This is a genomic window from Myxococcus sp. CA056 (genome assembly GCF_013336715.1).
GTDB classification, from domain to species: domain Bacteria; phylum Myxococcota; class Myxococcia; order Myxococcales; family Myxococcaceae; genus Myxococcus; species Myxococcus llanfairpwllgwyngyllgogerychwyrndrobwllllantysiliogogogochensis.
Map to the genome: position 1 here is coordinate 38,502 of NZ_JABUMT010000019.1, position 23,493 is coordinate 61,994.

At 68.8% G+C, this 23,493-nt stretch carries 19 protein-coding genes and 1 pseudogene; 10 read left to right on the plus strand and 10 right to left on the minus strand.

Annotation, left to right across the window (positions count from 1 at the left end; all coding sequences use genetic code 11):
- The first annotated feature begins 78 nt into the window (after positions 1–78).
- From HUA76_RS40290 to HUA76_RS40300, 3 genes are all read left to right on the plus strand, one after another.
- Positions 79–435: a MerR family transcriptional regulator gene (locus HUA76_RS40290; RefSeq protein WP_141640287.1), complete on the plus strand. Its 357-nt coding sequence runs from the start codon at positions 79–81 to the stop codon at positions 433–435.
- Positions 436–442: 7 nt separating this feature from the next.
- A complete protein-coding gene (locus HUA76_RS40295; protein ID WP_174463886.1) occupies positions 443–1,378 on the plus strand; it encodes an alpha/beta fold hydrolase in 936 nt (311 codons plus the stop codon).
- A gap of 106 nt (positions 1,379–1,484) precedes the next feature.
- A complete protein-coding gene (locus tag HUA76_RS40300; RefSeq protein ID WP_141640289.1) occupies positions 1,485–2,039 on the plus strand; it encodes a DUF1801 domain-containing protein in 555 nt (184 codons plus the stop codon).
- 291 nt (positions 2,040–2,330) lie between these two features.
- On the opposite strand, the pseudogene HUA76_RS40305 reads toward HUA76_RS40300, so the two are convergent.
- From HUA76_RS40305 to HUA76_RS40320, 4 genes and pseudogenes are all read right to left on the minus strand, one after another.
- Positions 2,331–2,741: pseudogene (locus HUA76_RS40305) on the minus strand (DUF1801 domain-containing protein); the annotation flags it as partial.
- Between the two features lie 25 nt (positions 2,742–2,766).
- Positions 2,767–3,165, minus strand: a complete 399-nt coding sequence (locus tag HUA76_RS40310; protein ID WP_141640291.1) for a DoxX family protein — start codon at positions 3,163–3,165, stop codon at positions 2,767–2,769.
- 18 nt (positions 3,166–3,183) lie between these two features.
- On the minus strand, positions 3,184–3,729 hold the full coding sequence (locus HUA76_RS40315) for an SRPBCC family protein (protein ID WP_174463887.1): 546 nt from the start codon (positions 3,727–3,729) through the stop codon (positions 3,184–3,186).
- Positions 3,716–4,063 carry a helix-turn-helix transcriptional regulator gene (locus tag HUA76_RS40320; protein ID WP_141640293.1) on the minus strand — a complete coding sequence of 116 codons (348 nt, stop codon included), beginning with the start codon at positions 4,061–4,063 and terminating at the stop codon, positions 3,716–3,718. The genes HUA76_RS40315 and HUA76_RS40320 overlap by 14 nt, the downstream gene beginning before the upstream one ends.
- A gap of 144 nt (positions 4,064–4,207) precedes the next feature.
- On the opposite strand from HUA76_RS40320, the gene HUA76_RS40325 reads away from it, so the two are divergent.
- Positions 4,208–6,580, plus strand: a complete 2,373-nt coding sequence (locus tag HUA76_RS40325; RefSeq protein WP_174463888.1) for an excinuclease ABC subunit UvrA — start codon at positions 4,208–4,210, stop codon at positions 6,578–6,580.
- A 77-nt stretch (positions 6,581–6,657) separates the two neighbouring features.
- Here HUA76_RS40325 and HUA76_RS40330 read toward each other — a convergent pair whose 3' ends face one another.
- From HUA76_RS40330 to HUA76_RS40340, 3 genes are all read right to left on the minus strand, one after another.
- Positions 6,658–9,723, minus strand: coding sequence for a serine/threonine-protein kinase (locus HUA76_RS40330; protein ID WP_174463889.1), 3,066 nt, complete (start codon positions 9,721–9,723; stop codon positions 6,658–6,660).
- Positions 9,720–10,616 (minus strand): transcriptional regulator, encoded by an 897-nt coding sequence (locus HUA76_RS40335; protein ID WP_174463890.1) that lies wholly within the window; start codon positions 10,614–10,616, stop codon positions 9,720–9,722. The genes HUA76_RS40330 and HUA76_RS40335 overlap by 4 nt, the downstream gene beginning before the upstream one ends.
- Before the next feature lie 117 nt (positions 10,617–10,733).
- Positions 10,734–12,434 (minus strand): hypothetical protein, encoded by a 1,701-nt coding sequence (locus HUA76_RS40340; RefSeq protein WP_174463891.1) that lies wholly within the window; start codon positions 12,432–12,434, stop codon positions 10,734–10,736.
- Positions 12,435–12,647: 213 nt separating this feature from the next.
- Between HUA76_RS40340 and HUA76_RS40345 the strand changes: the two genes are divergently transcribed.
- The gene (locus tag HUA76_RS40345; RefSeq protein ID WP_174463892.1) at positions 12,648–13,331 is read left to right on the plus strand and encodes a hypothetical protein; all 684 of its coding nucleotides are present in this window, start codon (positions 12,648–12,650) and stop codon (positions 13,329–13,331) included.
- Positions 13,332–13,721: 390 nt separating this feature from the next.
- Here HUA76_RS40345 and HUA76_RS40350 read toward each other — a convergent pair whose 3' ends face one another.
- The gene (locus HUA76_RS40350; RefSeq protein WP_174456274.1) at positions 13,722–14,132 is read right to left on the minus strand and encodes a VOC family protein; all 411 of its coding nucleotides are present in this window, start codon (positions 14,130–14,132) and stop codon (positions 13,722–13,724) included.
- 76 nt (positions 14,133–14,208) lie between these two features.
- Between HUA76_RS40350 and HUA76_RS40355 the strand changes: the two genes are divergently transcribed.
- Entirely contained in the window at positions 14,209–14,727 is a 519-nt protein-coding gene (locus tag HUA76_RS40355) for a MarR family winged helix-turn-helix transcriptional regulator (protein ID WP_174463893.1), read from the plus strand.
- Positions 14,728–14,806: 79 nt separating this feature from the next.
- Here HUA76_RS40355 and HUA76_RS40360 read toward each other — a convergent pair whose 3' ends face one another.
- Positions 14,807–16,606, minus strand: coding sequence for an invertase recombinase-like protein (locus HUA76_RS40360; protein ID WP_371823589.1), 1,800 nt, complete (start codon positions 16,604–16,606; stop codon positions 14,807–14,809).
- A gap of 385 nt (positions 16,607–16,991) precedes the next feature.
- On the opposite strand from HUA76_RS40360, the gene HUA76_RS40365 reads away from it, so the two are divergent.
- From HUA76_RS40365 to HUA76_RS40375, 3 genes are all read left to right on the plus strand, one after another.
- Positions 16,992–19,490 (plus strand): ABC transporter permease, encoded by a 2,499-nt coding sequence (locus HUA76_RS40365; RefSeq protein ID WP_371823590.1) that lies wholly within the window; start codon positions 16,992–16,994, stop codon positions 19,488–19,490.
- Positions 19,491–19,566: 76 nt separating this feature from the next.
- The gene (locus HUA76_RS40370) at positions 19,567–20,850 is read left to right on the plus strand and encodes a radical SAM protein (protein ID WP_174463894.1); all 1,284 of its coding nucleotides are present in this window, start codon (positions 19,567–19,569) and stop codon (positions 20,848–20,850) included.
- Positions 20,847–21,824, plus strand: coding sequence for a hypothetical protein (locus tag HUA76_RS40375; protein WP_174463895.1), 978 nt, complete (start codon positions 20,847–20,849; stop codon positions 21,822–21,824). Before HUA76_RS40370 ends, HUA76_RS40375 begins: the two co-directional genes overlap by 4 nt.
- Before the next feature lie 57 nt (positions 21,825–21,881).
- On the opposite strand, the gene HUA76_RS40380 is transcribed toward HUA76_RS40375, so the two are convergent.
- Positions 21,882–22,520: a TetR/AcrR family transcriptional regulator gene (locus tag HUA76_RS40380; RefSeq protein WP_174463896.1), complete on the minus strand. Its 639-nt coding sequence runs from the start codon at positions 22,518–22,520 to the stop codon at positions 21,882–21,884.
- A gap of 85 nt (positions 22,521–22,605) precedes the next feature.
- On the opposite strand from HUA76_RS40380, the gene HUA76_RS40385 reads away from it, so the two are divergent.
- A complete protein-coding gene (locus HUA76_RS40385; protein ID WP_174456280.1) occupies positions 22,606–23,385 on the plus strand; it encodes an acyl-CoA desaturase in 780 nt (259 codons plus the stop codon).
- Positions 23,386–23,493 lie beyond the last annotated feature (108 nt).

Consider the following 23,493-nt stretch of genomic DNA (forward strand, 5'->3'; position numbering starts at 1 on the left):
CCGACCCGCGACGCACCGTCGCGGGTCTTGACCTTGACACTGGTGTCAGGGGCTAGCGTTCGTTTCCAAGAGAGCCGGATGAACATCGGAGAACTCGCCAGGCGCACGGGCTGCAGTGCGCGCTCCATCCGTCACTATGAGAAGACGGGGCTCCTCAGGTCGAATCGACGCGCGAATGGCTACCGGGATTTCGATGGGGAGTCGGTGCCCCGGGTGATGCAGGTGGCCCACCTCATCCGGCTGGGCTTCTCCCTGGGGGACATCGCCACCTTTCCCCCCTGCATGCTCCGCGACGTCACGCATGCCATCTGCCCACAGGCGCTCGCGCTCCACCGCAAGCGACTGGCGGAGTTCGACCAACAGCTCCTGGAGCTCGCGGGCCGTCGAGACCGGCTCGCTCGCGCGCTGGGCGCGAATGCCCGCTCCACGAAATGAGGACCTCATGCATCGTCGCGACCTGATGAAGACCGCCCTCCTGGGCGCGGGCATGCTCCCGATGCAAGGCGCCCTCGCCGCCGCGTCCGAGCGGGGCAAGCAACCCCGTCGCTCGTTCCTCCTGGTGCATGGCGCCTGGCACAACGCCCTCCACTGGGCGCGCCTCACGGAGGCACTCTCCGCGCGAGGCCACCAGGTGGTGGCCATCAACCTGCCCGGACACGGCCTCAATGCGCGGTTTCCCTCGGCCTACGTGACGGGCGACGCGGCGAAGCTCCTCGAGGAGCGCTCACCGCAGGCGGACCTCACCTTGGAGGACTGCGCCGTCGCCGTGGTCACCGCGCTGGAGAAGCTGCGACAGGGGGCGGGCGGGACGAAGCCCGTCCTCGTGGGCCACAGCGTGGGCGGCGCCGTCATCACCCGGGCGGGAGAGCTGGCGCCACAGCACATCGGCCGGCTCGTCTACCTGAGCGCGTACTGCCCCCTGCGACTGGGAAGCCCCAGTGGCTACAACGAACTGCCCGAGGCGCGCACCGGCTACGGGGAGACGCTGTTCCTCGGGGACCCGGGGAAGCTGGGCGCGGTGCGCATCAACCCTCGCGGAGGCACGGACTATCTGGAGGCCCTTCGCGAGGCGTACTACCAGGACGTGCCCCTGGCGGACTTCCTGCCCTTCGCGCTCTCCCTGACGCCGGACCTCCCCTTGTCGCTCTGGACCACCAAGGTGGGAGCCACCCCGGCGCGCTGGGGCCGGATTCCTCGCAGCTATCTTCGCTGCACCCAGGACCGCGCACTGGCACCGGCGCTCCAGGAGTTGATGATTCGCGAGGCCAACGCCTTCACGCCCGGCAATGCCTTCACCGTCGAGTCCTTGGAGGCCTCTCACTCACCGTTCGCGTCGCAGCCCGAGGCGCTCGCCGCGCTCCTGGACGGTCTGCGCTGAGCTGAGCTGAAGTGAAGGTTGCCCTCGGCAGCCTGGGCCGCGAGGCTTATCCTCCAGTCGTTGGAATGACGTGCGTCAAAGCCACCGAGGTCCAGGAGGGAGCACAATGGCCGGCAAGACACCCCGGAAGTCGGCGAAGGTCGCCAAGAAGACCGCCGCCAAAGCCAGCAAGCCCAAGCCCACGAAGGCCCCGGCGAAGAAATCACCGGCGCGCCGTGCGGCGCCCAAAGCCACCCCGGCCCCGCGCAAGAGCGCCAAGGAGCCTCGTCTCCTCTCCGGCGGCAATCCTCAAATCGCGAAGGGCTACGGCGACGCCCCCGTGCAGGCCTACATCGCGGCCATGCCGGGGTGGAAACGCGACGTCGGGCACCGCCTCGACGCGCTCATCTCGCGCACCGTCCCCGGCGTGAGCAAGGCGGTCAAATGGAACTCGCCGATGTACGGAGTCGAAGACCAGGGCTGGTTCCTCGGCGTCCATTGCTTCGCGAAGTACGTCAAGGTGGCTTTCTTCCGCGGCACCTCGCTGCGTCCTCTCCCCCCGGGCGAATCCAAGAGCCAGGACACGCGCTACCTCGACATCCGCGAGGACACTCCGCTCGACGAAGCTCAGTTCGCCAGGTGGGTGAAGCAAGCCAGCAAATTGCCTGGCGAACGGATGTGAGCGGCCACCCGCGCCGCTCCTGAAATCAGCGCGAACGCCGCCGCCTCTTTCATCAGCGGCGGCGTGTCCGACCTCATCCGCTCAGCCTCTTCTCCAGACCCGAAATGAGGCGCCCCGTGCGGAACCACGCAGGGGCGGAATCCCTCAGGACTTCGCCTTCTTCGAGGGCCTGGCCTTCACCGCCGGCTTCGCCTTCGCCTTCGAGGGCTTCGCCTTCACCACCGCCTTCGCCTTCGCGGGCTTCGCCTTCACTACCGGCTTCGCCTTCGCGGGACTGGCCTTCACCACTGGCTTCGCCTTCGACGGCTTCGCCTTGCCCTCGCTGTTGAGGTCGATCGCCTGGCGAATGAGCATCTTGAACGCGGCCGCATCCACCTTCTCTCCTTCGCGGATGTCGATGGCGCGGCGCGTATTCCCTTCGAGGCTCGAATTGAAGAGCCCGCCCGGGTCCATCAGGGAGGCGCCCTTGATGAAGGTCAGCTTCACGACCTCCTTGTAGGACTCGCCCGTGCAGATGATGCCGTCGTGCGACCAGACCGGAGTGCCCATCCACTTCCACTCCTCGACGACGTCCGGGTCCGCATCCTTGATGAGCTTGCGCATCCTGGCGAGGGTCTCCCCACGCCAGCCCCCAAGGTCGACGATTCTCTGCGAGATGAGCTCCGATGCCGACGGGCCTTCACTCGCGACGGGCTTTTTCATGGTCTCCTCCTAGAAATTCCAGCGCTCAGGCGGTCGCCGGGCGGAGCCCAACGGACGGGGCCTGCAGGCGGCGCCAGAAGAAGTACGAGAGCCCCCAGAGTACGCCGGTGACCACCGCGTAGATCCACGACTCCGGGCCGTGTCCCATCGCGAGGTGGGCGATGAGCGCCGAGACGAGGGTGTAGGCGAAGCCCGCATAGGCCCACTCCTTGAGCCGCGCCGGCACCGGCGCGAGCAACAGCACCACGCCGAGCAACTTGGCCCACGCGAGCTCCTTGCGGAAGTAGTGAGGGAAGCCGAGCTGGGCGATCGCCTCCGCCACCTCCGGCATGCTCAGCTGCGCGTAGGCGGTGAAGCCCATCTGCAGGCAGAGCAGCGCGGTGACGACCCAGAAGCCAATGACGATACCTTTTGAGCGGTGCATGTTCATGTCCAACGGGGGTTAGAAGGAGGGAGCTTCAACGCCGAACTGCTTGGCGTACTCGACATGCAAGCGCTGCCAGCCGTCGAACCGCATGGCGTCAGGGCCGACGAGGCGTCCGATGGGCTGACCTGCGAGCAGCCGATCCATCACATCGAAGCAGATGTGCCATCCGGCGGCGCCCATGGCGATGAAGCCACGGTTGATGTTGTGCCAGAGCGTGAGCCGGGTGCCGGCGCCCTGCGGCTCCAATTCCCAGCGGAGGTCCTGTCCTCCCCAGCTGTATTCGAGCAGCCGGGGCTCGTCGGCCCGCTTGATCTGCGTCTCGGCGACCATCTGCGTCGGAGCGCCCACGGTCGACAGCTTCGCGGTGCCCACGCTCCCCAGGTTCCGGTCAGAGTCGAACGGCGCCCATTCGCGCAGATGCTCGGGCTGGGTGATGGCCCGCCAGACCTTCTCGGGAGGATGGGAGAGGTCGCGCACGACCACGAGCGTCCACTTCTCTCCCTCTTTCTGAATCCTGGCACCAGAAGCGGCACCCGGCATGTAGTGCTCACGGCTGCTCATGTTTCTTCTTTCCTTTCACAGGAGGAACCTTGTCCATCTTGTCCAGGTGCTGCTCCAGCGCATCCAGGTGCTTCGACCAGAAGCGCCTGAAGGGAATCAGCCATTCGTCGAGTTCCATGAGCGGCTCCGGTCTCAGTCGATAGAGGCGACGCTGCGCTTCGATACGTGATTCCACGAACCCGGCGTCCCGCAGCACCCGCAGGTGCTTGGAGACGGACGGCTGCGACAGTCGAAGCTCGCGCTCGATGTCGCCCACGGAGCGCTCTGACGAGAGCAGCAGGCTCAGGATGGCCCGTCTGTGCGGCTCCGCGATGATGGCGAACGATGATTCCACGCCCCATACATACCCATTGAGGCATATACTCGTCAAGGCATATTACTCGCCGTCGGCCGCCGGTCGACGTAGAAGCTGAGCGGCCGGACGGCCGGGCCGTTCGGATGTCCCACACCCCACCCCACTGCCGTTGGTTCCCAAGCCATGACTGAGCGCAAGCCCTCCCCCAGCCAGCCTCCCGCGGACCGCCACGACCTGATTCGCGTCCGAGGGGCCCGTGAGAACAACTTGAAGGACGTGAGCGTCGAGCTCCCCAAGCGACGGCTGACGGTGTTCACCGGCGTGTCGGGCTCGGGCAAGTCGTCGCTGGTGTTCGGCACCATCGCCGCGGAGTCGCAGCGGCTCATCAATGAGACCTACAGCGCGTTCGTGCAGGGGTTCATGCCGAGCCTGGGCCGGCCGGAGGTCGACGTCCTGGAGGGGCTGACGCCGGCCATCATCGTCGACCAGGAGCGGATGGGCGCCAACTCCCGCTCGACGGTCGGCACGGCGACCGACGCCAACGCGATGCTGCGGGTGCTGTTCAGCCGCCTCGGCAAGCCGTACATCGGCTCGTCCAACGCCTTCTCCTTCAACATCCCGTCGGTCCGAGGGGTCGGAGAGGTTTCAGTCGAGAAGGGCGACGGGAAGACCGAGAAGCGCGAGTTCACGGCCGCCGGCGGCATGTGCCCGCGCTGCGAGGGCATGGGCTCGGTGACGGATATCGACCTGGCGCAGTTGTACGACGACACGAAGTCGCTCGCCGAGGGCGCGCTCACGATTCCTGGGTACACCCCCGACGGCTGGCAGGTGCGCATCTTCGCGGCCTCGGGCTTCGTCGACCCGAACAAGCCCATTCGAAAGTACACGAAGAAGGAGCTGCACGACTTCCTCCATCACGAGCCCATCAAGGTGAAGTTCGAGAGCATCAACCTGACCTACGAGGGCCTGATTCCGCGAATCCAGAAGTCGTTCCTGACCAAGGACAAGGAGGCGATGCAGCCGCACATCCGTGCGTTCGTGGAGCGGGCGGTGACGTTCACCCCCTGTCCCGAGTGTGGCGGCACCCGGCTCAATGCGGCCGCCCGGTCCTCCAAAATCAAGAAGATCAACATCGCGGACGCCTGCGCGATGCAGATCAGCGACCTGGCCGAGTGGATTCGCGGGCTGAACGAGCCGTCCGTCGCGCCGTTGCTGGCGACGCTGCGGCAGACGCTCGACTCGTTCGTGGAGATTGGCCTGGGCTACCTGAGCCTGGACCGGCCGTCGGGGACGCTGTCGGGCGGTGAAGCCCAGCGCACGCAGATGATTCGTCACCTCGGGTCCGCGCTCACGGACGTGACGTACGTGTTCGACGAGCCGACGGTCGGCCTGCACCCGCACGACATCCAGCGGATGAACAACCTGCTGCTGCGGCTGCGCGACAAGGGCAACACCGTGCTCGTCGTGGAGCACAAGCCGGAGGTCATCGAGATCGCCGACCACGTCGTCGACCTGGGCCCTGGGGCTGGAACCGCCGGTGGTGAGGTGGTGTTCGAGGGCACCGTCGCCGCGCTGCGGGCCAGCAAGACGCTGACCGGACGGCACCTGGACGACCGGGCTGCGTTGAAGCCGTCGGTGCGCAAGTCGTCGGGGGCGCTGAAAATCCGCGGCGCCAGCTCCCACAACCTGAAGAAGGTCGACGTCGACATCCCGCTCGGTGTGCTGGTGGTGGTGACGGGCGTGGCCGGGTCGGGAAAGAGTTCCCTGATTCACGGCTCGGTGTCGGGCAGGGACGGAGTGGTGTCGGTCGACCAGGCCCCGATTCGGGGCTCGCGGCGGAGCAACCCCGCGACGTACACGGACATGCTGGAGCCCATTCGCAAGGCGTTCGCGAAGGCCAACGGCGTGAAGCCCGCCTTGTTCAGCGCCAACTCCGAGGGCGCCTGCCCCACGTGCAACGGCGCCGGAGTCATCTACACCGACCTGGCGATGATGGCCGGCATCAGCACGCCCTGCGAGGACTGCGAGGGCCGACGGTTCCAGGCGGCGGTGCTGAAATACAAGCTCGGCGGGCTCAACATCGCCGAGGTGCTCGACCTGCCCGTCAAGGACGCGGTCGCATTCTTCGGTTCCGGCGCGGCGAAGACGCCGGCCGCGCATGAGATTCTCACGCACATGGCCGACGTCGGGCTCGGCTACCTGCGGCTCGGCCAGCCGCTCACGACGCTGTCGGGTGGCGAGCGGCAGCGGCTGAAGCTCGCGACGCACATGGGCACCGACGGAGGCATCTACGTGCTGGACGAGCCGACCACCGGCCTGCACCTGGCCGACGTCGAGCAGATGCTCGGGCTGTTGGACCGGCTGGTCGACTCCGGCAAGTCAGTCATCGTCATCGAGCACCACCAGGCGGTCATGGCGCACGCCGATTGGATCATCGACCTGGGACCGGGCGCGGGCCACGAGGGCGGGAAGATTGTCTTCGAGGGCACCCCGGCCGACCTGGTCGCGGCGCGCTCGACGCTGACCGCTGAGCACCTCGCGACGTACATCCGCTGACCAGAGGGGTCGTGAACCACGGGGGCGCGGGTGATGGCCGCGCCCCCTCGCCGTTGATGTCGCTCCCCTTGAAGCGGCTACCCGCGACAGCGCCCCAGCTCGGCCCGCGCCTCCGCCGTCTCCTGAGCGTAGGCCTTGCTCCAGACGGACAGCTCCTCCCAGGCGCGCCGAGCCTCCACGCAGGCCTCCTCCACCGCACCCGTCAGCCGGAGCGCCCGCGCGAGCCGACGACGCACTCTCGGGACACGCGCGGAGACCACCTGCCGCGCCGTGAGCACCTCCAGCGCGGTGCGCAGCGGCACCAGAGCCTCGGAGGGCTGGCCCCGCGCGAGGTGGACGTCCCCCAGGAGGAGCAACGCCTCGATGCGTTCGGACGACGAAGGCCCCAAGTCACTCTCCATGCTCGCGAGCGCCCGCTCCACATGCCCCCGGGCCTCGTCCACCCGCCCCAGGAAGAGGAGGGCATCCGCCAGGGCTCGCAGCCCCGCGCCATCCACCTCGCCCTTGGCGACCAGGGGCGCTTGGAGCAGGACGCCGCGCGCATGAAAACCTCGCGCCTCGTCCGGACGCCCCAGCAGACGCAGCAGCCTGCCCACCTCGTGGACATCCAGGGCCACCTCCGGGTGTGAGGCGCCGTAGACGCGCTCGCGATGCGCCAGGACGCGTCGCACGTGCGCCAGCTCCAGCGGACGCTCGCCCTGCTCTCCCAGGACGCCGAGCCGGTTCGACTCCATCCCCATCAGCACCGGGCTGTCCGCGGCCACGCTCGCGCGCGCCACCGCCCAGCTCTCCTCCGCGGCCTTGCGCGCCTGGGCCCCATGTCCCCACTCGAAGTAGACGAGGGCCAGGTTGGACAACGTCCGGGCCACCGACAGGTTCTCCTCGCCCAGCGTCCGGCGAAGGATTCCGAGCGCCCGTTGGAGGACCGCCTCGGCCCTCGTCAACTCACCCAGCAGGGCCAGGGTGCCACCCAGGTTCGCCAGGGCCCGTCCCGTGTCCCGGTGCACCGGACCAAAGTGCTCCTCATGGAGCCGCAGCGCCTCCTCCTGCCAACGCTTCGCCTCCAGCAGGCGCCCCTGTTGCCGGGCCAGCAGGCCCAGCCGACCACTCAGCTCCGCGCGCGCGTGCGTCTGTCCGCGCGTGGTGACGGTCTCCAGCGAAGCACGCAAGAGCGGCTCCGCCTCCGAGAAGCGGCCCTCCTGCTCCAGCAGCTCCGCCTGCACGTTGTCCAACATCGTGTCCAACTCGGCGTCTCGCAGCGTCTCCGCCACGGCACGGGCGCGCTGGAGGAAGGGCCACGCCTCCGGGGTGCGCCCCAGGCCATATCCATGCAGCCAGGCCTGCGACTTCAGCACCCGCGCGAGCACACCCAGGTGTCGCCCCGCCTCGGCCGCCAGCGAGCCCTGGGCCAGCGACGCTCGCGCGTCCTCGAACGCTCCCGCATCCTCCTGCAACAGCGCGCAGAGCTGATGCGCCTCCGCTTCCAGGGGGCGATGCCGGGTGGCGAGCGCGCGCTCCCGGGCAGGCAGCGCGATTCGCAGCGCCTCCGGTGTATGCCCCGCGAGCAGCTCCGCGTTCGCCCGCGCCAGCTCCGTGCGCACCGCGTCCACCTCCGCGCGCACCCTCGGGTCTTCCGGTGGAGACACGGCCTCCTGCAACGTGCGCACGTCCGCGCAGCGGCCCACGCCGCCAATCGAGGCACCCAGCCCGAAGCCCCGCTCCACCGTCCGCGCGTCCGCGCCCTGCAGCGCCACCGTCAGCCGGGACAGCTCTCCCAGCCGCTGGTCCAGACACGTCATCCGAAGCCCGAGCACTGCCTCCGACTGCTCACCGAAGACACGAGTCGCCTCGCACGCGGACTGATGCGCGTGCATCCAGTCCCGGGTCCACCGCTCCAGCGAGGAGGCCACGGCCTGGAACGAGGCCTCGGCCGAAGGGTCCTCCGTCCGCAGGAAGGCCAGATGCGTGGACTCACGCACGGACACATCCCAGATGCCCGCGAGGTGCCGCTCACTGCCCTGACAGAGTTCGCTCGGTGTCGCCGCGGAAGGCCCCAGCACGACGAACCCCAGGCCCACCACGCCTCCCGCGAGCACCGCCGTAGCGGCGATGCGATTCCAGGCCACCACCTCCCGTGAGAGCTGGGCCCGCAGCACCTGCATGGACTCGAAACGCCGCGACGGGTCCACCGAGAGTCCACGCCGGACCACGGCCTTGAGCCACGAGGGCACGCCCCGCGTCTCGGGACGAACCTCCTGGCGATGCATGGACGACAGGAGTTCCTCGCGCGTGGCGCCCTCGAAGGGCCGCTGCCCGTTGAGCGCCTCGTAGAGCGCGACGCAGAAGGCGAACTGGTCCGAGCGAGCATCCCCCCGCTCTCCGCGGAGCTGCTCCGGCGCGCCATACGCGAGCGTCCCCAGGAACGCCCCGGTGACAGTGAGTGACTCTCCGCCAGGGACTGGAGCCTCGTCTTCTCGAAGAGGCTCCAGGGCACCCGCCGCGTTGGCCAGGCCGAAGTCGGTGATGCGCACCTGACCATCGCGCGTCAGCAGGACGTTGTCGGGCTTGAAGTCGCGGTGGATGATGCCCAGCGCGTGCGTCGCCGCGAGCCCATCCGCCGCCTGGATGAAGCGCGCGAGGATTTCCCGGCGCGTGCGCGGCTTCTCCGCCAACCACCGCCGGAGCGTGCCGCCCTCGACCAACTCCATGACCAGGAAGAGCTGCCCCTGGAACTCGCCCACGTCGTGCAAGTGGGCAACATGGGGATGCGACAGCCGGGCCATCGTGCGGGCCTCGCGCTCCAGTCGCTGACGCGCCTGGGCCAGGGAGTCCACCCCCAGCCTCGCGAGGTTCAGCAGCTTGAGCGCCACCTTGCGGTCCAGCTCCGGGTCATAGGCAGCATGGACGCGCCCCATGCCTCCTTCGCCGAGCAGACCGAGCACCATGTACCGCCCCACGCGCGCGCCGGAGACGAGCAGTCCCGTGTCGACCAGCGGTGGAGGCGCCTCGAGTCCGCCCAGCGCGGCGAGCACGCTCCGGCACTCCGAGCAGCCCGCGACATGCTGGCGCACGACGGCCGTGCCCTCCGAGTCCAACGCGCCATTCGCGTAACCGGAGAGCGTGTTCTCGTCCGGGCAGCTCATTCGCGCACCGCCAGCAGACCCGAGAGGCTCAGGTCCAACCGGCCATGGATGGCGCGCATCAGGCTGTCGACTTCCGGCTCGGGCAGAGACAGACGCTCGGCGAGCGCGCGCCGCGTGCGCTTCTCCAGCAGCGTCTGCACCGCGGAGAGCCTGCGTGAGAGCGTGGACTTGTGCAGGTCGAACAGCGCGCCCATTCGCTCCAGGGAGAGGCGCTCGACGAAGTGCAGTCGCAGCAGCTCCCGGTCCTCGTCGTCCAGCGAGGCCACCGCCCGGATGAAGGCCGCGCGCACATGCCCCCGAGCCTCCTCCCGGACGAAGCCCAGCTCCAACCCACCCGGGGCGGGATGTGCGGCGAGCACCTCCGCTTCGACGTGTGACTCTTCACCCTGCGCCTTGCGCATCCGCAGCGCGAGCCGCACCGCGGAGATGCTCACCCAGTGCAGCAGCGGGCCCATACCCGAGTAGCCAAGCAACCGTGAGGGTGCCTCCTCGCGAGGCATCAGGAGGTTGGCCCGGAGCACTTGCAGTACCTCGTCCGCGAACGCCGGTGAGGGATGGATGCGCGATAGGGGGACGCGCAGCTTGAGGAGGACCTCCTGCTCCAGGAGAGCGCAGGCCGCCGGCAACCCCTGCGCGCAGGAGAGCGCGAGCGCGAGGTCCCGGGCATGCAGTCGCTCCAGCGCGCGCATCGGGTCCGGCGCCCGTGAAAGCTGGGCCCCGAGGTGACGCGCGAAGGTGCTCGGCTGGGGCGCGGCGGAGCGGAGGGCGGCGGCCTGGGAGACGGCTCGCGCCACTGCGGCTCGGGCTCCCGGAGCCTCTCGAAGACGGAGGGAGGACTGCTCGCCGGCGGACTGCACCACCAGCTCGAAGGACTCGGCGTCAGCCCCATGCATCCCAGGCACTCCTGACATCAAGCCCACGATTCGACGGAACCGGGGCCCACACCCAGGAGGCTACCACCGACACCCACGACGGTTCAGCGCTTCTGGAGCGCCCCGCCGCCCGACAGCTCACGGCAGGCGCAGGGTGAAACTCCAGGACCTGGCAACACCCACGAAAGGATCGGGAGAGGTGGCCACGACGCCATAAGTCCCCGACGATTGGGCGGTGAAGCGCCGGGTCGCCGTTGGCGCATCGAACAGCAGGGGAACCTCCGCGCCATTCGGGTCCAGAATCCGGAGACCCACCGCCCTGGACTCCACGACATAGGTCCGGCTCGCCTCCGACTCGAAGGCGAATACGTCGATGTCCGTCCCCAGTTCGAAGGAGCCGTCCACTGTCGCAGGGAGCGTCAACGGCGTGGCATGGGCCGCGTCATCGCCGTGGTCGTCCGTGCCCACCCGCGCCATCTTGAACGTGAAGAAGAGAGGAGCAGTCTGCGAGCTGATCGTGAAGGTGACGTCCCCCGAGGACAGCAGGTGGATGTTCCAGGTGCCACCCCCGGACGCACGATGCACGCGGAAGGACGCGACAGGAGCGCTCGTCGACAGCGTGCAGCCGGGCGTGCAGGTGAGCCGGTACACGCCATCCGCCTCGAGAGGAATGGTGAAGGCATCCAGGTCCGCCACGTTGTGGATGAGCCCGGTGACAGTCTCTTCCACCGCGACGCGAGTGGCCGTTTCGGAAGTGCCACCATGGTCATCCGGTCCCAGGTTCTCCACTCCCACCTGGAAGTCCGTCCCCCAGGCTGAGTCCTTCTGGACATGCACGTAATACGTCCCCGTCGTGGGTGCGCCCTGGACGATTCGGCTGGAGGTGGTCGCCGCCAGCGTCGTGCCGTCCGCGTCCGTGAGCTTGACGTTCGCCACACGCGAGGGCGTCAGCCTGACGTCATGGATTTCCCCCGCGGTGGCGAAGAAGGAGAAGACATCCACGTCGTTGGTGCCCTGAAGCCGTGCCGTCACGGGGACACCGTCCGTCAGTCGGGTCGCGGCGGGAATCGCATCCGCGTGTTCATCCACCCCCAGGTCGTCCAACTGGCAGTGGGTGGCCGGCAGGCTGCCGTTCGAGGTGGAGACGCGGACGAACCACGTGGTCGGGTCCGGGCTCTTGTGGCCCACGCTGCCACCCACTCCCCCTCCTGACGCTCCGCTCTCCAACACTGCGCCCGCGCCATTCATCAGAGTCAGGGAGGTTCGCTCGGACTCACAAGAGAATCGGAAGCCCTGGCCCGCCTCGGTGCGGAAGGTAAAGACATCCTCGTCATCGTCGAACTCGAGCGTGACAGGGAATGGTGCACTCGCCAGCTCCACCGGCGTCGCCGTGGCGGGTGTGTCACCGTTCGCATCCTTGCCCATGTCTTCCAAACGGTAGAGATACGTCCCCGAAGCGCCGTCCTCATCCGCGGCCACCGTGATGAACCGGGGAGACGCCTCCGTGGAAGTGAACTCCAGGTGGGCGCCGCCTCGAGCCACGACAACCAGCGAACTCATTACCTGCCCCGAGGCACCCAGCAGGCGCACGGCCACCTTGGCCAAGGTGCCGGGCCGGACGATGAAGCGAAGGCCATGGCCCGGCAGGGTGGGCATGGCGAAGACATCCTGATCCTTCCACACCCGGAAGGGAGGCTGGATGGCAGCGTCGTGGAAATCCACCGAGGGTGCCAGCGTCGTGGCGGCCGCCACGGCGTCACCGTGGTCGTCCGGCTGCCGGTAGGCGGAGATGAAACAGCTGAGGCCCGAGGCCTCCTCCCATGCGCTGCAGTGACACATGGGGGCGCCATCGTCGGAGACGCAGCGTCCCGCGCTGCATTCCACATCGGCGCAAACGCGCGCGTCTTCTTCGGCGGAAGGGAAACCACAGGCGACCCAGAGGCCGCAGGCCACCAGCGCGAACAGGCGCGGGCTGAAAAATGAGCGAATGAGGGACACCGGAGACCTTGGGTTGACGACCGTCGATTGACCGTAATAACCAAACACCCGCGCATGCAAACGCTCTCTCGTCCCGCCGCGCAGGCGCTGGTCCTGCTGTCACTCCTGGTGTCTTCTCCAACCTTGGCGGAGGAACACGCGGGGCTCGAAGGGGGCTTTCCGCGCTGGCTCGCCATCTCCGCGCGCGGGGGCTACCTCATGCCCGGCGGGCGCATGGATGGCTCCGCCGAGCCGTTCTACCTGTACGAGGTCTACAAGGGGCTCTTCGCCGCCATCCTGGAACCCACCGTCCGAATCGGCCCGAACGTCGAGTTGGGGCCCTGGCTTCAGCTCGCCTACGCGCAGATGCGGATCCGCTGCTCCGCCGACCAGGCGTGTCCAGGCAGCAACCTGCGCTTCGGACTCCAAGGCAACTACCACTGGAATCCAGCCGGCCCCTACTCACCCTGGGCGGGGGTGGCGCTCGGCCACGAAACAACGTCGTTTTCGATTGGAGACGTCGACATCACGTACTCCGGGCCGGAAATCACGCTCCAGGCAGGGTTCGACAGGAACTTCGGCGGAGCCTTCTGGGCGGGGCTCTTCGTCAATGTCACGGGCGGCCGATACAGCACGCTGGATGTGGACCTGAGCACCGGCTCTGGAAGCGAGAGCCTCCGCGAGCGGACCCTCCACCTGTGGGTCGGCTTCGGCTTCCGCGTGAGGCTGGCCGCGCCCCTCGCAGCGGCTCCTCGCTGACGCCCGGACAGTCCTCATCGAGCCTGATGACAGCGGTCATCACCCTCGATGGCTCCAGTCACCGGCCACAGGGCTCCAGCGCCCGTCCCGGCTGAAGCGCTTCAGAGGGGAAACGGCACACTGGGGGGACCGCGAGAGGCTGGCACACGCCGTGCCTTAGGGGAGGTCACGTCACGGGCTGGACGACGTCTGGCCCCATCCCCCACCGCATCCCCGGAGCACTCCCATGCGCGTCTCCAACCGCCCCGCGTCCACTCCCGCCACGACACCGGCTTCGTCCTCCAGCGCGGCGTCCCCCGACAAGAAGGACGGCGTCTCGAACCTCTTCGGGTTCTGACGCGGCAGCGCTCCAGAGGGCCGGGCGCGGCGTCGAGCGAGCATCCGCGACGCCTATGCGCCCTTCAACTCGATGGTGTTGCCCTCCGGGTCCTGGATGTAGAACGAGAAGCCTTCACCCGTCGCACCGTACCGCTCCCCAGGAGCGAACACGGCGACCCCCTGCTCGGCCAGGTGGGCGCGAATCGCCGCCTCGTCGAACGGCTGCACGGTGATGCAGAAGTGGTCGACGTTGCGACCCTCACGCCCCGGTGCCGCGCCTCCCGCGCGCCCCAGCTTTCCATCCAGGGACACCAGGTCAATCATCGCCGTCCCCACCCGCAGGTGCGTCAAGCCGAGGTGCGGCACCTCCCGGTCGACGGTGCAGCCAATCACGTCCCGATAGAAGGAGGCCATGCGCGCCGCGTCGGCGACACGCAGGACCAGGTGGTCGACCGTGGCTGGTTGGAAGGGTCGCTGACTCATCGCTGGAACTCCATTATCTTGATGTCGAGACAATGCAGCCGAATTATCTCGACGTCAAGATATCTGGAGTTCGCGAATGAGCAGGAGCACCCAGGACCATGTCGACCGCTTGCGGGGCCAGTGGGAGCGGGAGCTTCCGGACGTCGACACCCAAGGGATGGAAATCCTCGGGCGGGCCCGTCGCATCACCCTGCGAGTGCGGCCCCCCATCGAAGCGGTGTTCGAGGAGCACGGCCTGGACACGGGCGAGTTCGACGTCGTGTCAGCGCTGCTGCGCTCGGGCCCGCCCTACCGGATGCGCCCGACGGAGCTCTACAAGTCGCTGATGATTTCCTCCGGGGGGCTGACCGACCGACTGGCCCGACTGACCCGTGCGGGCTTGATTCGCCGCCCCGCGACGGAGGGAGACGCGCGCAGCCTTCCGGTGGAGTTGACCCGGGAGGGCCGTGAGCGCACCGAGGCGGCGTTCCGCGCCGACATGGCCGTCGAGGCCCGGTTGCTCGCGGGCCTGTCACGCAACGAGCGGGCGACGCTGACCTCGCTCCTGCGGAAGCTGACGCTGAGCCTGGAGACAACGGAGACCGAGGACGGGTGACTCACGACGAAAAGAGGGTCGAGCGCTGTCGGGTTCATCCACCCCGGCCGGCGCTCGACCCCCTCATGCGACAGCGGCGCTAGTCCTTCGTGCAGACGACGTCGTCGACCTGGAGGTGGTCGCGGTCGGCTTCACTCCGGCTCGGATAGAGGAACAGGCGCCAGTCGCGCACGTTGCCGGTGAAGCGGAAGAACACCGGCTGCCACTCGTCACTGTCGACGACGAGGAAGTCCGTCTGCGGGCTCCAGCCTCCGCTCGAGTAGATTCGATGACGGATGCTGCCGTGGCCTCGCACCCGGTACGAGCAGGAGTAGTTGCCGCTCGGGACGTTGAACTTCTCCGTGGAGAAGCGCTCGGCGACCTGGATGGGGACGACGAACTGCAGCGCCGTCGAACCGCCGTGCACCGCGTTGAGGTAGCGCACGAGACGCGTGGGCTTGATCTCCGTGCCCGGGTCCGCGACGCCGTTGTCGATGCCGTACCAGTAGTCAGGGATGAGATGGTTCCCCTGGTAGGGGATGGAATAGATGTTCCAGGACTCGAAGCCACCGTTGCGGACGATGTTCGCGGGGTGCTCCGCGGGGACGCAGCTGCGGGTCGCCGGGTCACAAGCCGGCAGGGCGCCGACGCAGTCGAGGGTCGTGAAGCAGGCGCCTTCGGCCAGCTCACACACGCCCGTCGTGGGATTGCAGGTGGTCGCCGGGCTGCTGCACACGACTCCAGCGCAAGGGTCTCCGGCGACGCAGAGGTGCGTGCTCGTTTCGCAGACCGGCGTCTGCGGAGTCTCCGCGCAATCGGCGTGGCGGACGCAGCGGTCCTCGGCGACCACGCACGTGTTGGTGTCATCACAGGCCTCCCACGCGGCGCAGTCCCCGCCGATGTTGCAGCGACCCGAGAGCGGCTCGCAGGTCGCGGAGGCATTCACGCACCGCTCCCAGGACTCGCAGCTGACCACGTCACACGGTTCGGCCGCCCGCATGCAGCGCACGTCGTCGAGGAGCAGGTTCTCTCCGCTCGTATTCCGAACGCTGAAGATGAGTTCGAACGTGTCGAAGACGTCGCTCGCCAGGTTGAAGTTGTACGTCACCTGGGTCCACGCCGTGGTGTCGACGGAGGTGTAGGACGAGTACGAGGAGTAGTCGTCGTCGAAGAAGGCATTCCGGACGTCGCCGGTGCCCCGCGCCTGGAAGGTGCAGGAGTAGCGACCGGCGGGCATCGACTTCGCCAGCGTCGTGAACCGCCGATGCGTGGAAGAGGCGTTGGTCAGCCGGACCGCGTTCACGCCTTCGAAGGCATTCGTCGTCACCTTCTGCACGGCGCCGGAATCGATATTCGACTTGCTGCCGAACCACTGCGCCGGAAGCGCATCGGGCCACACCTCGAAGCCCCAGTTGTCGATGACGCTCACGACGGGAGGCTCACCGGCGTCCGGAGTCCCACCACCCGCGTCAGGCGTCCCACCACCCGCATCGGGGAGCTCACCACCCGCGTCCTGCGTCTCACCTCCAGCATCAGGGAGCTCACCGCCTGCGTCGGGAAGCTCTCCGCCCGCGTCCGGCGTCACCTCGCCTGCGTCGGGAAGCTCTCCGCCCGCGTCCGGCGTCACCTCGCCCGCGTCCGGAATCTCTCCCCCCGCATCCGGCGTCACCTCACCCGCGTCCGGAAGCTCTCCGCCCGCGTCCGGCGTCACCTCACCCGCATCCGGAAGCTCTCCGCCCGCGTCCGGAAGCTCTCCGCCCGCGTCCGGCGTCACCTCGCCCGCATCCGGAGTCCCACCACCCGCATCGGGCGTCCCACCACCCGCGTCCGGCGTCCCACCACCCGCGTCCGGCGTCCCATTTCCCGCGTCAGTCCGGGTCTCCCCCGCATCGGGAATCACCCCAGGATCTGAATCACCACAGGAAACAACCAAGACCAGCAACGCGGTCAGACACCCTCGAAACAACGTCAAAGCAAGCCTCCGGGTCCCAGCAAAGTTCCTTTCGTACCACAATTTTCAAGTAGCGCGGGTGGCGCCGGGGTCACAAGAGGACCGCACCGGGGAGGGTTCACGACTCGGGAGATTCGCCAGGACGGTCGGTGCTGCTGGCCTCGGACACAGCGCGGCGCAACGGAGCAAGCCCGCTCCAACCGCGCCCCCATGCGGTTCCGAGCCGCTCATTCCCATCTGGAATCAGCTCAAGGACAAGCCTGGCAGGAATTGGCGACGCCCTCGACCCGAGGCCTGATTGACGCAGCGGCCGGGTTTCAGTCTCCCCCACCCCGTGCGGCAATCGTTCGACGGCCAGGACGTAGCCTCCCGCGTGGACACCTTCTTTGTTGGATTGCGTCAGGCACTGCGCTCGCTGCGCCGGAGCCCCGGTTTCACGCTCAGTTGCGTCCTGATGCTGGCGGTAGGCATCGGAGCGAGCACCGCGCTCTTCAGCGTGGTGGAGGGGGTGCTGCTGCGCCCCCTGCCCTATCCAAGCCCCGAGCGCCTCGTGCACCTGTCGCAGCGGACGGCCGTCGGCCGCTCGATTCCGTTCTCGGACCCCAACTTCGAGGATGTGCGGACACAGAGCCGCACCGTCTCGGCACTGGCCCAGGTATCGGGAGCGGCGAGCGTCGCCGTCACCGGCACGGACGAGCCGACCTTCGCCATGATGGCGCTCGCCTCGCGCGACTTCTTCCGCGCCTTCGCGGTGCAGCCCGTACAGGGCCGCCTGTTCGCCGAGGATGAGCAGCAGCAGGGAGGCGCCCCGGTGGTGGTCGTGAGCCAGACCTTCTGGAAGCGGCACCTGGGCGCACGGCCGCTGCCGCTGTCGGACACCCTCACCTTCGAGGGGCGCGCCTATACCGTGGTGGGTGTGATGCCCAAGTCCTTCGACTACCCGGTGGGCACACAGCTGTGGATTCCGCGCGAGTTGAAGGCGCCCCTGCCCAGCCGGACCGCGCACAACTGGTGGGTGGTGGGACGGCTGGCGGAGGGCGTCAACCCCCAAGCCGCGCAAGCGGAGCTCACGGGCATCGCACGGGAGCTCGAGGCGCGGTACGGCCGGGAAATCTCGATGCAAGACATCGCCATGGTGCCCCTGCACGAGAGCCTGGTGGGGAGTGCCCAGTCCACGCTCTACGTGCTGCTGGGCGCCGCGGCCTTCCTGTTGCTGGTGGCGGGAGCCAACGTCACCAACCTGCTGCTGGCCCGCGCGGCGACCCACAGGCGCGAGCTCGCCGTCCGAGTGGCGCTGGGCGCCGGGCCCGGCGCGTTGGCGCGGCGGTTCCTCACCGAGTCGCTGCTGCTGTCGCTGGCCGGCGGTGCGCTGGGCACCCTGCTCGCAGCATGGAGCGTGCGCGCACTGCTCGCGTTCGAGCCGGGCCGCCTGCCACGCGTGGACGAGGTGGAGGTGAACGCCACCGCGCTCCTCTTCGCGCTCGGGCTCTCGCTGCTCCTCGCGTTGGGGCTCGGGCTGGTGACGGCGTTGCGCGCGGCGCGCCAGAACCCCTGGGCCACGCTGGTGCAGGCGGGGCGCACCCAGGCCGGAGGAGTCGGAGCGGAGCGCACGCGCCGTGCCCTCGTGGTCGGACAGCTCGCGCTCGCACTGGTGCTGCTGCTGGGCGCGGCGCTGCTCGGGCGCAGCCTGATGCGCCTGCTCTCGCTGGACCCGGGATATCGCACCGAGGACGTCGCGGTGCTCAGCCTCGTGCTCCCTCCCGTCGAGGACGAGGCGGGGTGGCGGCGCAACCTTCAACTGCAGGAGCAACTCCTCGCGCGGCTGGGCGCACTGCCCGGAGTGCGCGCGGTGGGCGCCGTGAGCAACTTCCCGCTCGAGGGGAGCCCCTCGGGCTACGGCACCTTCCTCGTGCTCAACCGTCCCGACGAGGTGAAGAGCATCGAGGACTTCGGGCGGCTGGCGCATGAGCGCGAGCGCACGGGCTCCGCCGAGTACCGCGTGGCGAGCGAGGGCTACTTCCAGGCGCTCGACATTCCGCTCGTGCGCGGGCGCCACTTCGATGCACGCGACACCGCCGAGACGCCTCATGTCGCCGTCATCAGCGAGTCGCTCGCGAAGACCCGCTGGCCCCAAGAAGACCCGCTGGGCAAGACCATCCAGTTCGGCAACATGGACGGCGACCTGCGTCCCTTCACCATCGTCGGCGTGGTGGCGGACGTGCGCGAGCGGGGGTTGGATGAGGCGCCGAAGCCCATGTTCTATGGCTGCTCCCGCCAACGGGCGCGCGCCTCCTCCCGCTTCCACCTCGCCGTGTACGGCCCGGTGGGCTCCGCGGCCCTCGTCACCGCGGTCCGGCCGGTGCTGCGTGAGCTCGCCCCCGAGCTGCCCTCGCGCCTGCACACCGTGGAGAGCCTGCTCACGGACTCACTCGCCCCCAGGCGCTTCAGCCTCCTGCTGCTGGGGGCCTTCGGTGTCGTGGCGCTGCTGCTCTCTGTCGCGGGGCTCGCGGCCGTCGTGTCCTATGCGGTGGCGCAGCGCACCCAGGAGTTCGGCATCCGCTTCGCCCTGGGAGCGACGGCGGGGGACGTCCTGAAGCTGGTGCTCCGGCAGGCGGCGCTGCTCTCGGGGCTGGGCGTGGCGCTCGGCGTGCTGGGCGCCATCGGGCTCAGTCAGGTGCTCGCGGGGCTCGTCTACGGAGTGAGCACCACCGACCCGCTCGTCTTCGCCGCGGTGGCGCTCCTCCTGCTCGGCGTGGCGCTGCTCGCAAGCTGGTTGCCGGCCCGGCGAGCCTCGCGGGTGGACCCGATGACGGCGCTGCGCTCGGAGGCCTGAACCGCGCCCCACGGGCCCTTCACATATAAGTGTACTATTGACACGAAGCCTGTGGCGCTGCGAGAGTGCAGCCACCATGGACACCGCCTTCGTCGCCTTCATTCCGCTGTCGAACTGGCTGCGCGGATTTGATCGCTACCGAATGCGGTACTCGAAGGCGTCCATCGCCGAGTCGACCTTCCCCGACGCGTTCTACATGTTGAAGGAAGACGAGCCCTGGGCCCCCGGGCTCGAGAAGGCTCGGCGGCTGGTGGCGAAACTCGGTCGCGCGAAGGACCGCGTCGTCGCGTTGCGCGCGCGGCTGCCGACGTCGGGGGCGCCAGCGATGCGCCCCAATGACACCACGGGCACCGGCATCGGCTGGCGCTGGCCCGCACCCGAAGTGCCCCTGAGCGGAGTGGCCTGGGTCGACGACGCTGGTGCGCTGCGGCCCACGCTTCATGAGGAGGTCACCGCGCAGGCCTTCCTGCTCGAAGACACGGGGCTCGCGCCCTGGGCCGACTGTCGGCCTCGCTCCTTCTCGGTGCTGCCCGTGGCGAAGGCCTGCCAGGCGAAATGCGCGTTCTGCTTCTCCAAGGCCAGTGTCTCGGACCTCGCGCGGCAGCGGAGTGTCTCGCTCGAAGAGCAACTGCACTGGGCGGACCTCGCGCGCTCACGCGGGGCGGAGCGCGCCGTCATCACCGGCGGCGGCGAGCCGACCCTGCTGGCGCCTGGCCAGTTGCGTTCGCTGGTCCGTGGCCTCGCCGAGCGATTCCCGAAGACGCTGTTGATCACCAATGGCGCGCGGCTCGACGCCGAGCAACTGCACGCCCTGCGTGACGAGGGACTCACCACGCTGGCCGTCAGTCGTCACGGCGTCACCCGCGAGGACGACGCGCGCATCATGGGCCTGTCCGTCGACTCGGGTGCGCTCGCGCGGGCCTTTGGCCTCCGCAGCCGGGCCATCTGCGTGCTTCAGCGCGGAGGAGTCGATGACGTGGCCCGGGTCCACGCGTACCTGGAGCGCAGCGCGCGCGAAGGGTTCCACGAGGTCTGCTTCAAGGAGCTCTATGTCTCCAGCCTCTCCGAGAACGCCTGGGCGCCGAGCGCCGTGAATCGCTACTGCGAGGCGAACCAGGTGCCGCTCGAAGTGGTGCTCCGCGCGATGGACGCGTGGGGCTTCACGAAGGTCACCGAACTGCCGTGGGGCAGCCCGGTGTTCGAGGGAGAGGTCGCAGGGCGCGTGCTGCGCGTCGCGGCCTACACGGAGCCCTCGGTCGGTTGGGAGCGAACACATCGGTTGGTGCGCTCGTGGAACCTCATGAGCGATGGAAGCTGCCTGGCCTCGCTGGAAGACCCGGCCTCGGAGCTGCGCCGATGAAACACGACGCCTTTCTCTCCCTGGCTGACGCGTGGCGTGGCAAACGCCCCGAGCTCGTCGACCTGGCGGAGCTCAACGTCTATCGCAGCCTCGCGCCGACCTTCGCCGCCATCGCTCCGTCGACGCATCCCGAGGCGCCGTATCGGTGTCACCTCGCCGAACGCTTTCTCGCGCACCTCGAACTCGACGCGGAACTCAAGTCCAGGACCCAGGTCAGTCACGGTGTGCGCCGCTCCCTGCGAGCGCTGTTCGGCTGGCTCGCGTCACGCAACGCCCGCGTCGGAGTTCCCGCCGACGTGTATCCGGTCTACCTCCAGCTCGCCGGGGAAGCAGGCGTCGAGGTTGTTCCATTCTCCGCGCGGGAGGGGCTGCCCGAACTCGAGGCCTGCGACGCGCTGCTCCTCTGCGAGCCGCTCAAGCCCTGGGGACGCTCCCCACGGAGCGAAGAGGCCGAGCGCGTGGAGCGCTGGGTCCGCGCCGAGCCGGGAAAGCGGGTGCTCATCATCGACTCCGCGTACGCGACCCCTCCCACCCCGTGGACACTCCGGCTGCTGCGAGAGGAACTCGCGTTCATCCTCGTCTCGCTCTCGAAGAGCTGGCTCATCCCCGACCACGTGGGGTTGTGCATCACACCTTCGCGGTGGCGGCAGGACGCGCGCGCCGTCTTCGCGCCGCTGCCGAAAGACGAACAGAAGCTGCGCATCGGCTACGCGGCCCTCACGGAGCACGCGTCCCGTCCTCGCCAGGTCGGAGCGCTGCTGGCCGAGCGAGCCCGCGCCCTGGACGCGTTCACCGCCACCCGGCCCGAGCTCCGGACCTCACCGTGCGTGGGCTACTTCGCCACCTCCCAGTGCTCCTTCGATGAACTCCTGGAGCAAGGGGTCCTCGGAGTGCCCGCCTCGGTCTTCGGCGGCCCCGCGCAGGTGACCATTCTTTCGAGCCTGCCCGCCGCCGTGAGACCTTCGGCGTCCTGAGCGGGCGGGCGACTCCCCGCGAAATCGCCAGACGGAAACCCGCGCGACACAGCGCACTCAGCCCTTGGCCTTACCCTTGGTCCGGAGGCCACTGGCCGAGGGGTCGCGCGGCAGGTGCCGCAGGCCCATCCAGCCCAGCGCCGACACGTGCCGCACCACGTGCTCCAGGGGGATGGGACGGCCCTCCGCCGCCCACCACACCCCCACCTGCGTCACCATGCCGACGAGCGCGTTGGCGTACACCGGGGCGACCTTGGGGTTGAAGCCCGCTCGGCTGAACTCCGCCTGGAAGATGTCTCCCACCCTCTGCGCCAGGTCGTCGATGACGCGCGTGAGGCCGCGCCGGGCGCTGGACGTGGGGGAGTCGCGCGTGAGGACGGCGAAGCCCGCCGGCTCCTCCTTCGCGTAGGTGAGGAAGACCAGCACCGCGGCCTCGAAGCGCTCGCGGGCGCTGCCCTGGGCGATGGCATCCGACATGCCCTGCACCAGCCCGTCCATCTCCCGCTCCACGATGGCCGCGTAGAGGCCCTCCTTCGCCCCGAAGTGCTCGTAGACGATGGGCTTTGAGACGCCGGCCTTCGCCGCCACCTCCTCGATGGACGTCGCCTCGTAGCCGCGCGAGGCGAAGAGCTCGCGGCCCACCTCCAGCAACTGGGCGCGCCGCTGCGGGCCCGTCAAACGCTGTTTCTTGGCCACCTTGACCTCTGGGCTACCCGAGCGTAGGTTACTTAAACGTAACTTACCGGTGAGTAGGCTACCTGCCGGTTTTCAGGAGACCTCCGTGTACCTCATCCTCTGCGGCCTCGTCTTCACTGGCGCCTACCTGCTCAACATCCTCACCATCTCCGTGGGCTATCACCGCGCGCTCGCGCACAAGGCGGTGCGGCTGCACCCGGCGCTGCGGCGCCTGCTCGTGGTGGGCGGCAACTGGTTCACCGGGCTGGACCCCAAGGCGTGGGTGGTGATGCACCGGCTGCACCACGAGCACTCGGACACGCCGCTCGACCCGCACTCCCCCGTGAATGTGGGGCTGCTGGGCATCGCGAACGAGCAACTGCGCAACTACAAGCGCATCATCGTGGGGCTCATGCGAGAGAAGCCCGAGTACACGAAGTACGCAAAGGACCTCGACTTCCCGCTCAACGCCCTCAACCGCAAGAACCTCTGGTGGCTGCCCTATGCGCTGCACGCAGGCGTGGGACTGGCGCTGGCGCTGAGCGTGGGCTGGGTGCTGGGCGCGGCGTACTTCCTCGGGATGATGAGCCACCCGGTGCAGGGCGGCATCGTCAACGCGCTGGGGCACGCGGTGGGCGGGCGCAACTTCGACACCCGGGACAACTCGCGCAACAACCACCTGGCCGCCTGGCTCATCCTGGGCGAGGGCTTCCAGAACAACCACCACGCCTACCCGGGCTCGGCGTCCTTCTCGCACCACCGCCACGAGGTGGACCTGGGCTTCGTGGCCTGCCTCGCGCTCGAGCGGCTGGGGCTTCTCACCATCGACCGCGCCTACCTCATCCCCAGGCCCGAGCAGCTCGACACGGCGCGGGCACGGGCGTAATCGCCCTGCCCCGCCCGTGCTCGCCAACACGACGAGCACGGGCGGTTGGAGAGCGACCTGAGCCTCCCGCCGCGACGGGCCTCGGCGGAAGTCGAGGTCGTCGAAGCA

What these genes read in the sequence shown, in the direction of transcription:
- HUA76_RS40290 (WP_141640287.1), top strand. Translation starts at nt 79, where the DNA reads ATGAACATCGGAGAACTCGCCAGGCGCACGGGCTGCAGTGCGCGCTCC.
- HUA76_RS40295 (WP_174463886.1), top strand. Translation starts at nt 443, where the DNA reads ATGCATCGTCGCGACCTGATGAAGACCGCCCTCCTGGGCGCGGGCATG.
- HUA76_RS40300 (WP_141640289.1), top strand. Translation starts at nt 1,485, where the DNA reads ATGGCCGGCAAGACACCCCGGAAGTCGGCGAAGGTCGCCAAGAAGACC.
- HUA76_RS40310 (WP_141640291.1), bottom strand. Translation starts at nt 3,165, where the DNA reads ATGCACCGCTCAAAAGGTATCGTCATTGGCTTCTGGGTCGTCACCGCG.
- HUA76_RS40315 (WP_174463887.1), bottom strand. Translation starts at nt 3,729, where the DNA reads ATGAGCAGCCGTGAGCACTACATGCCGGGTGCCGCTTCTGGTGCCAGG.
- HUA76_RS40325 (WP_174463888.1), top strand. Translation starts at nt 4,208, where the DNA reads ATGACTGAGCGCAAGCCCTCCCCCAGCCAGCCTCCCGCGGACCGCCAC.
- HUA76_RS40330 (WP_174463889.1), bottom strand. Translation starts at nt 9,723, where the DNA reads ATGAGCTGCCCGGACGAGAACACGCTCTCCGGTTACGCGAATGGCGCG.
- HUA76_RS40335 (WP_174463890.1), bottom strand. Translation starts at nt 10,616, where the DNA reads ATGCATGGGGCTGACGCCGAGTCCTTCGAGCTGGTGGTGCAGTCCGCC.
- HUA76_RS40340 (WP_174463891.1), bottom strand. Translation starts at nt 12,434, where the DNA reads ATGTGTCACTGCAGCGCATGGGAGGAGGCCTCGGGCCTCAGCTGTTTC.
- HUA76_RS40345 (WP_174463892.1), top strand. Translation starts at nt 12,648, where the DNA reads ATGCAAACGCTCTCTCGTCCCGCCGCGCAGGCGCTGGTCCTGCTGTCA.
- HUA76_RS40350 (WP_174456274.1), bottom strand. Translation starts at nt 14,132, where the DNA reads ATGAGTCAGCGACCCTTCCAACCAGCCACGGTCGACCACCTGGTCCTG.
- HUA76_RS40355 (WP_174463893.1), top strand. Translation starts at nt 14,209, where the DNA reads ATGAGCAGGAGCACCCAGGACCATGTCGACCGCTTGCGGGGCCAGTGG.
- HUA76_RS40370 (WP_174463894.1), top strand. Translation starts at nt 19,567, where the DNA reads ATGGACACCGCCTTCGTCGCCTTCATTCCGCTGTCGAACTGGCTGCGC.
- HUA76_RS40375 (WP_174463895.1), top strand. Translation starts at nt 20,847, where the DNA reads ATGAAACACGACGCCTTTCTCTCCCTGGCTGACGCGTGGCGTGGCAAA.